The organism is Vibrio hangzhouensis, assembly GCF_900107935.1.
Taxonomy (GTDB): domain Bacteria; phylum Pseudomonadota; class Gammaproteobacteria; order Enterobacterales; family Vibrionaceae; genus Vibrio; species Vibrio hangzhouensis.
On record NZ_FNVG01000036.1, the window covers coordinates 24321 to 30446 of the forward strand.

The 6126-nt window shown below is 48.0% G+C and carries 6 protein-coding genes and 4 tRNA genes; 7 read left to right on the forward strand and 3 right to left on the reverse strand.

The features are described 5' to 3' along the window. Nucleotides 1-79: 79 nt before the first annotated feature. Together pssA and C4S60_RS21650 are read right to left on the reverse strand one after the other, a co-directional pair. Nucleotides 80-1420 (reverse strand): CDP-diacylglycerol--serine O-phosphatidyltransferase, encoded by a 1341-nt coding sequence (pssA, locus tag C4S60_RS21645; protein ID WP_103882399.1) that lies wholly within the window; start codon nt 1418-1420, stop codon nt 80-82. 91 nt (nt 1421-1511) lie between these two features. Beyond that, nucleotides 1512-1943 carry a GNAT family N-acetyltransferase gene (locus C4S60_RS21650; RefSeq protein ID WP_103882391.1) on the reverse strand — a complete coding sequence of 144 codons (432 nt, stop codon included), beginning with the start codon at nt 1941-1943 and terminating at the stop codon, nt 1512-1514. Nucleotides 1944-2002: 59 nt separating this feature from the next. On the opposite strand from C4S60_RS21650, the gene murB reads away from it, so the two are divergent. After that, on the forward strand, nt 2003-3037 hold the full coding sequence (gene murB / locus C4S60_RS21655) for a UDP-N-acetylmuramate dehydrogenase (protein ID WP_103882393.1): 1035 nt from the start codon (nt 2003-2005) through the stop codon (nt 3035-3037). Beyond that, nucleotides 3034-3996: a bifunctional biotin--[acetyl-CoA-carboxylase] ligase/biotin operon repressor BirA gene (gene birA, locus C4S60_RS21660; protein ID WP_103882395.1), complete on the forward strand. Its 963-nt coding sequence runs from the start codon at nt 3034-3036 to the stop codon at nt 3994-3996. The genes murB and birA overlap by 4 nt, the downstream gene beginning before the upstream one ends. 63 nt (nt 3997-4059) lie before the next feature. Here the strand turns inward: birA and coaA are convergent, their stop codons facing one another. Next, on the reverse strand, nt 4060-4983 hold the full coding sequence (gene coaA / locus C4S60_RS21665) for a type I pantothenate kinase (protein WP_103882397.1): 924 nt from the start codon (nt 4981-4983) through the stop codon (nt 4060-4062). 211 nt (nt 4984-5194) lie between these two features. On the opposite strand from coaA, the gene C4S60_RS21670 reads away from it, so the two are divergent. From C4S60_RS21670 to C4S60_RS21690, 5 genes are all read left to right on the forward strand, one after another. Then, nucleotides 5195-5270, forward strand: a tRNA-Thr gene (locus C4S60_RS21670). A 46-nt stretch (nt 5271-5316) separates the two neighbouring features. Then, nucleotides 5317-5401, forward strand: a tRNA-Tyr gene (locus C4S60_RS21675). 35 nt (nt 5402-5436) lie between these two features. Further along, a tRNA-Gly gene (locus C4S60_RS21680) sits at nt 5437-5511 on the forward strand. A gap of 13 nt (nt 5512-5524) precedes the next feature. Further along, nucleotides 5525-5600: transfer RNA gene (locus C4S60_RS21685), tRNA-Thr, on the forward strand. A 137-nt stretch (nt 5601-5737) separates the two neighbouring features. Then, nucleotides 5738-6126, forward strand: a 389-nt coding sequence (locus C4S60_RS21690; RefSeq protein ID WP_244183175.1) for a GTP-binding protein, incomplete at its 3' end; no start/stop codon positions are given.

A 6126-nucleotide genomic window follows, 5' to 3' on the forward strand; every position in this document is an offset into this window, starting at 1 on the left:
TGTGAAAAAACCAGCCGTGAGGCTGGTTTTTTTGCGGATAGTATTTTATCCCAAGGACCAAGGACCAAGGACCAATCTCTTAAAGCAACTGCTTCAACACCCGATCTGCTCTCACTCGCGTGATTTTCTTAAGCAACTTTTGCACCGGCAGCGGATAATTCTCTACCTTCTCAAGCTGCTTGTAAGTACAGATCAACTGAGTGTGTTCAACAATGTTATCCACTTCGGCCTCAAATTTATCGACCAGATGAGAATAGTGATCCTGAATTAAAATCGCGTTCTCAAGATCCAGACTCCAGGCCCTTGGGTTGAGGTTGTTACCAGTGATCAGCATGTAACGTTTATCGACCCATATTCCCTTCAGGTGGAAGCTGTTTTCTTCGTGTTTCCAAAGACGGATGCACAGATTACGACTGGCAATGTGGGCTTCATTAGCTTTGGCAAAACGTCTCAGATTCATTTCATACAGATACGGCAAACCACCAATGGTCTTGAACTCTTCATCCGGAGAGATAAAGAAATCATTCGCGGTCTTATCTCCGACGACGATTCTGACTTTCACGCCACGTTTCAGAGCGCGCTTAATTTCTTTAGCCACCGACTTTGGAAAGTTGAAATAGGGGGTGCAGATAAAAATCTCGTCTTTAGCGCTCGCCAGCAGCTGATTGATATTTTGATTCAGCTTGTTGCGTCGTTTCCCTATGCCAACAATGGGGGTGACTGCCACCTGCGTTTCATCGGCTGACTGAGACTGGAACTCATAGCGTGCCTGAGACAAAGACCCGCGCAGCTGTCGAATTTCTGTCTTTATGTCCTTAGTGGTGGGTTTTTCCGGTAACGAGAGATCGTTAACCGCTGGGTTAGTGATCATCTCTTTTTTCACAAACAGTGCCATACTGTTCGCCAGCTCGGCGTTATCAAGAACATGGTAGCGATCGAAGCGATAGCGATCCTGATAGTTCAGATAAATATTGTTCAGGCTGGCGCCACTGTAAATCACTTTATCGTCGACGATAAAGCCTTTCAGATGTAACACGCCGAACACTTCACGACCACGGACCGGAATACCGTACACCGGGACGGGGTGCGCGAAATTCTCTCTGAACTCCCGATACATCACGGCGTTGCCGTCGGAATGCTCGGCACCTATCAGTCCGCGTTGTGCGCGATGCCAGTCAACGCAAACGGCGATGTCCAGCTGAGGATTGTTCTGCTTTGCCTGATAAAGTTCAGTCAGGATCTGGCGTCCAGCCTCATCATCTTCTAAGTACAAAGCGACTAGGTAGATTCTTGATTGTGCTTCACGTATCGCCTGAATCAAATATTCGCGATAGTCTTTGGCAGAATACAACACATCCAGTTTGTCTGGATCCTGCGCGATAGAGGGAAGCTGTTCAAAAGAGTTCCTAAGAGCCATCATAAAAGGGACTGTACCTTTGGTCATTGCAAAATTGCGAACCTAGAATTTTACCAAACTCTTGGGGTAAATGGGTAGTAAACCGTTGATAAGTTTAACTGGGATCAATGTAACACATTGCAACAAGTGACTTTCCTCCATGAATATAACGAGAAAACAGTTGCTTAAGTGGGCCGGGTAGTGCCTCTTCTGCTATCACTTCAAAGCCATGCTGGTGATAAAAATCCTCCAGATGCGCCAGCGCAAAGCAAAAATCATCAGATTGTAATTCGTTAGACTGCAAGTACTGCATCAATTGGTGACCGAGACCCAGTCCACGATGTTCCGGGATCACCAGCATGCCCGTCATCAGTCGGTATTGCTCGATGGTGCGAAAACGGACAATTGCCGCAACTGCATGATTCTTACTGAGAGTCAGTATACGTTCGTCACTTTTGGGCTTGCCGGCAGGGTAGTGTGCCTTGTAGAGCTTTTTCACGATGGGCAGTTTAATGGGGTCCAGCACACCGAAATTTAACGTATCCATAGCCAATACTCGATTCAAAAGGATAGAATAGCGGCAGTGTAAGTCATCAATGAACGCCCATGCAAATTCAGAACAACGCTCAATTACGTCCATTTCATACGTTTGGACTGTCCCAATACTGTCAGGTCTTGGTGCAGGCAGAAACCGTGGAAGACCTTATCGCTATTTATCAGAGTGCTCAATGGCAATCTCTGCCCAAGCTAATGATAGGTAAAGGTAGCAATATGCTGTTTACCGAAGCGTATCAGGGAGTGGTGATCGTCAATAGCCTGCAAGGCATTGACTACTCACAGACAGATACTCATCACTTGTTGCATGTGTCAGGAGGTGAAGATTGGCCGTCGCTGGTGGAATGGTGCGTTGAGCATGGCTACCCCGGGCTGGAAAACCTGGCATTAATCCCAGGCTGTGCGGGCAGTGCGCCGATACAAAATATTGGCGCTTACGGTCTGGAGCTGAAACAAGTGTGCGACTACGTCGACTATTTGTGTCTGGAGAGTTTTGAAGTCAAACGTCTGAGTAATGCGGAATGTCAGTTCGGCTATCGTGATTCGGTGTTCAAACACCGATTGAAAGACAAAGCTATCGTTACCGCCATAGGACTCAAGCTGGAGAAACAGTGGCAGCCAAACCTTAGCTATGGACCTCTGCAGTCACTGGAAAAACAGTCGGCGGTCCCAAGAGATGTGTTTGACATAGTTGTTCAGGTTCGTCAGGAGAAACTGCCCGATCCGGTGATGATGGGCAATGCTGGGAGTTTTTTCAAAAACCCTATCATCAGTACAGCACAGTATGAGGTACTTAAGGCTCAGTTCCCGCAGTTGGTTGCTTATCCTGCCGGAGACGCGATGAAACTGGCGGCGGGATGGCTCATTGATCAGTGCGGTCTCAAGGGGCATCGTATTGGCGGAGCCATGGTGCACTCCAAGCAGGCGCTGGTTCTGGTGAATACCGGAGATGCAATCGCAGACGATGTAGTGAAGCTTGCGTCCTATGTGCGCAGTCAGGTGCTGAGTAAATTTGATGTTGAGTTGGAGCATGAAGTGAGATTTATGGGAGCCCAGCAGGAAGTTTATTTAAAGGAACTAGTATGAAAGAACATCAGATGAAACTGGCTATCCTGCGTGAGCTGTCTCAGGGGGGCTTTCATTCAGGTGAAGCCCTGGGAGAGTTACTGGGGATTTCGCGGGCAGCCGTCAGTAAACACATCAAGGGCATTCAAGCTTGGGGTGTGGACGTGTTTCGGGTACAGGGCAAAGGTTACCAGCTTGCTGCACCCATGGAACTTTTATCTCAGCAGGTATTGGAACAGCAGCTGGATGTGCCGTTCGAGCTGATTCCTATTATTGATTCCACCAATCAGTACCTTCTTGATAAGCAAGACTCACTCGCTTCTGGGGCGGTGTGTATTTCTGAGTACCAGTCGCAGGGACGAGGCAGACGCGGTCGTCAATGGATATCACCGTTTGGTAGTAATTTATACCTGTCTATGTTCTGGAAGCTCGAAGCTGGGATGGCCGCCGCTATGGGTCTTAGTCTTGTGGTTGGAGTGGCCATTGTTGAAGCGTTGGAACGTCTCGGTATCGAAGGTGTGAAGTTGAAATGGCCCAACGATCTCTATTTTCAGGATCAGAAACTGGCCGGCATTCTGGTTGAAATGTCCGGACAGGCAGGCGGGGCTGCTAACTTAGTGATAGGCATGGGCATGAATCTGAACATGAGTGAACAGACGGAGGGCATCGATCAGCCCTGGACCTCGCTCAGCACTGTGGCCAATCAGCCTTTTAGTCGCAACGAGTTGGTGGTTGAGTTTGTTCGTGCCTGGCAAGCGGCATTGAATGACTATGAAGTTCATGGGTTGCAGGGCTTTGTTGAGCGCTGGAATCGTCACGATAATTTTATTGACCGAGAAGTACGTCTTATCATGGGGCATCGGGAAATCCGTGGCATCGTACGCGGCATCGACGCGACGGGCGCGGTATTACTCGAAACTGAAAACGGCATCGAGTCGTTTATCGGTGGGGAAATATCGCTAAGAAAAGCGGATAATTAAAGGTTTTATGGTTCCGAGGACCTAGGACCCAGAAACCAGGAACCAAGGCCTAGAACCCGCTAACTACTTTCTCAAATACACGGTCTCAACATTATGATCGATGCCTTTTTGCAGGATCAGTTGAGCACGCTCTTTGGTTGGCAGAATATTTTGCGCCAGGTTGATGCCGTTAATCGACGCCCAGATGGTCTTGGCTTTCTGGATCGACTCCTGCTCACTCAGTTGTGTGTAGTGACTGAAGTAAGAGCCGGGTTTGGTAAAGGCGCTGTGACGGAATTTCATAAAGCGCTGTACATACCACTTTTCGATCAGCTCGCTTTCTGCATCCACGTAAAGAGAGAAATCTAAAAAGTCAGATATGAACACGCGATGTGGGTCGTGGGGATAATCCATGCCACTTTGCAGAACATTCAAGCCCTCAATGATCAGAACATCGGGCAGATCGACGACTTTTTGTTCCTCGGTAATGTCATAGGTGATGTGTGAATAGACCGGGGCCACGACATTGCGTTTGCAGGCTTTCACATCGGAGACAAACTGTACCAGACTGCGAATGTCGTAGGACTCCGGGAAGCCTTTTTTCGACATCAGTCCTTTTTCCAGCAGAACCTTGTTGGGGTATAAAAAACCATCGGTGGTGATCAGTTCTACCTTTGGATGGTTTTCCCAGCGACTTAGCAGCGCCTTCAACAGGCGAGCCGTTGTCGACTTACCGACGGCCACACTACCAGCGATACCAATGATAAAGGGTGGGTTGTGCTCTTTCTGACCGATAAATTCTCGTAAAATGGAGTTGCGATTTTGTCTCGCCGCCACATATAGATTTAGCAGGCGGGAGAGCGGTAAGTAAACATCGGTCGCTTCCTGCATCGTCAGGTTTTCATTGATGCCCTGAAGTTCTTTCAAATCGTCTTCGGTTAATGTCATAGGTACAGCGTTGCGAAGCGCAGACCACTGCTCACGACTGAATGACATAAAAGGGCTCATAACTCACCTGACTTGAAGGTTTCCATACACAGAGTGCTGAACATACCTGAAGAGCGGGATAAATCAAATAATTCATGCAACACAGAGCACCTAATTCCCCGAAATGTGTACAAAAAGCAGCCAAAAAGCAAGAATGTGGAAAAAATCGAATTTTTTTTTAATTTAACGGTTGCATCAGCAAGATTCATTCAATAGAATGCGCTCCACTTATGCCGACTTAGCTCAGTAGGTAGAGCAACTGACTTGTAATCAGTAGGTCACCAGTTCGATTCCGGTAGTCGGCACCACTTTCACTTTGCCCAGGGCAATGATGACGAAAGTGATAAGTAATTTGGAGGGGTTCCCGAGTGGCCAAAGGGATCAGACTGTAAATCTGACGGCACTGCCTTCGATGGTTCGAATCCGTCCCCCTCCACCATATTCTTTAGGGAATAGCTCTCAGAGTTACGTGTTGCGGGCATCGTATAATGGCTATTACCTCAGCCTTCCAAGCTGATGATGCGGGTTCGATTCCCGCTGCCCGCTCCAACTCATTTAGAGTGCTGATATAGCTCAGGTGGTAGAGCGCATCCTTGGTAAGGATGAGGTCGGCAGTTCGAGTCTGCCTATCAGCACCAGCTCTCAAAGCAATATTTCCTTTTGATACTTTCTTTTGCCTAAACTATGTTTAGTCGTTAAGAGAAGCTTTATTACCAAGATTTTTTGGTTGCGTGGTCTTCAAAGCCACCTAAATCCGTACCTAGAGGGACAACTCATGTCTAAAGAAAAATTTGAACGTACGAAACCGCACGTAAACGTTGGTACTATCGGCCACGTTGACCACGGTAAAACAACTCTAACAGCTGCAATCTGTACTACTCTTGCAAAAGTGTACGGCGGTGAAGCGAAAGACTTCGCATCTATCGATAACGCTCCAGAAGAGCGTGAGCGCGGTATCACAATCGCAACTTCTCACGTTGAGTACGACACTCCAACTCGTCACTACGCACACGTAGACTGCCCAGGACACGCGGATTATGTTAAAAACATGATCACTGGTGCTGCGCAAATGGACGGTGGTATCCTAGTTGTTGCTGCAACTGACGGCCCAATGCCTCAGACTCGTGAGCACATCCTACTAGGCCGTCAGGTTGGTATCCCATA